The following is an 832-nucleotide window of genomic DNA, read 5'->3' on the forward strand; positions in this document are numbered from 1 at the left end:
CACTGGCGGCTCGAAAAGCGGTCATGGGCACCGAAGGCACCGCGTTAGCGGCATAATTCCCGTCAAAAGCCGGGGTTCATAGGGGGCTGGCGTAGCCCCCTATGTCGGGCGCGTGCGACGACGTAGCATGAAGAGAACGGTGCCCGAAGCGCACGAAATCGCATAGGCATAACCAATATGACTAAAAGAAAACATCACACGGTGACGAAATTCCCCTGCATATCAACCACAAAGCGAGTAGCTGGCTCGTCGTTGATGTAACCCGCGAGGATTTTCAGCATCAGGCCGAAGCGATATTGCAGGCTGTCCGGCGGTAGCGTGGCCGTCGGCGTGTAGGCTTCCAGCAGCACACGGTACTGTTTTACCCTGGCTGCCGGAATATCCTGCCAGGCCAGATCGCTGCCGTTACGCAGGCAATACCAGTCGGTCACTAGCGTGAGCAGAGAAATATCCTGTAATCCTTCTGCGCCTGTTGCCGCTTTCGGTTGGCGCGTGGCGGCATCGGGCAGCGCGTTGGCACTGAGCGGTTCCTTTTGCTGCGCAATCCACAGCAGATCGCCGCAGTGCAACGTGTTGATGAGGGGCGATAACTCTTTCGGCCAGTCTTGAGCCAGGAAACGCTGACGGACCAGCAGCGCCAGATGATGATGCAGAAAATCGTAATAATCGCGGCTCTTCAGGATATCGCCCAGCGGCTCACCAGTACGCTCCAACTCTTTCTGATAGAACGGGAACAGATGGTTGAATTGAGGCACGTTTCGTAGCACCAGCGTATCGATATCAACCCGATCGCTATGCAGTGTCGCCAGCTTCATGGCGGGCGGATAGGCTG

The 832-nt window shown here is 56.7% G+C and carries 1 pseudogene; it reads right to left on the reverse strand.

Annotated features, from left to right (window positions below):
• Positions 1-194 precede the first annotated feature (194 nt).
• Positions 195-832: pseudogene (locus OI69_RS20025) on the reverse strand (phosphoesterase); the annotation flags it as partial.

It is taken from the genome of Pectobacterium fontis (assembly GCF_000803215.1).
Classification (GTDB): domain Bacteria; phylum Pseudomonadota; class Gammaproteobacteria; order Enterobacterales; family Enterobacteriaceae; genus Pectobacterium; species Pectobacterium fontis.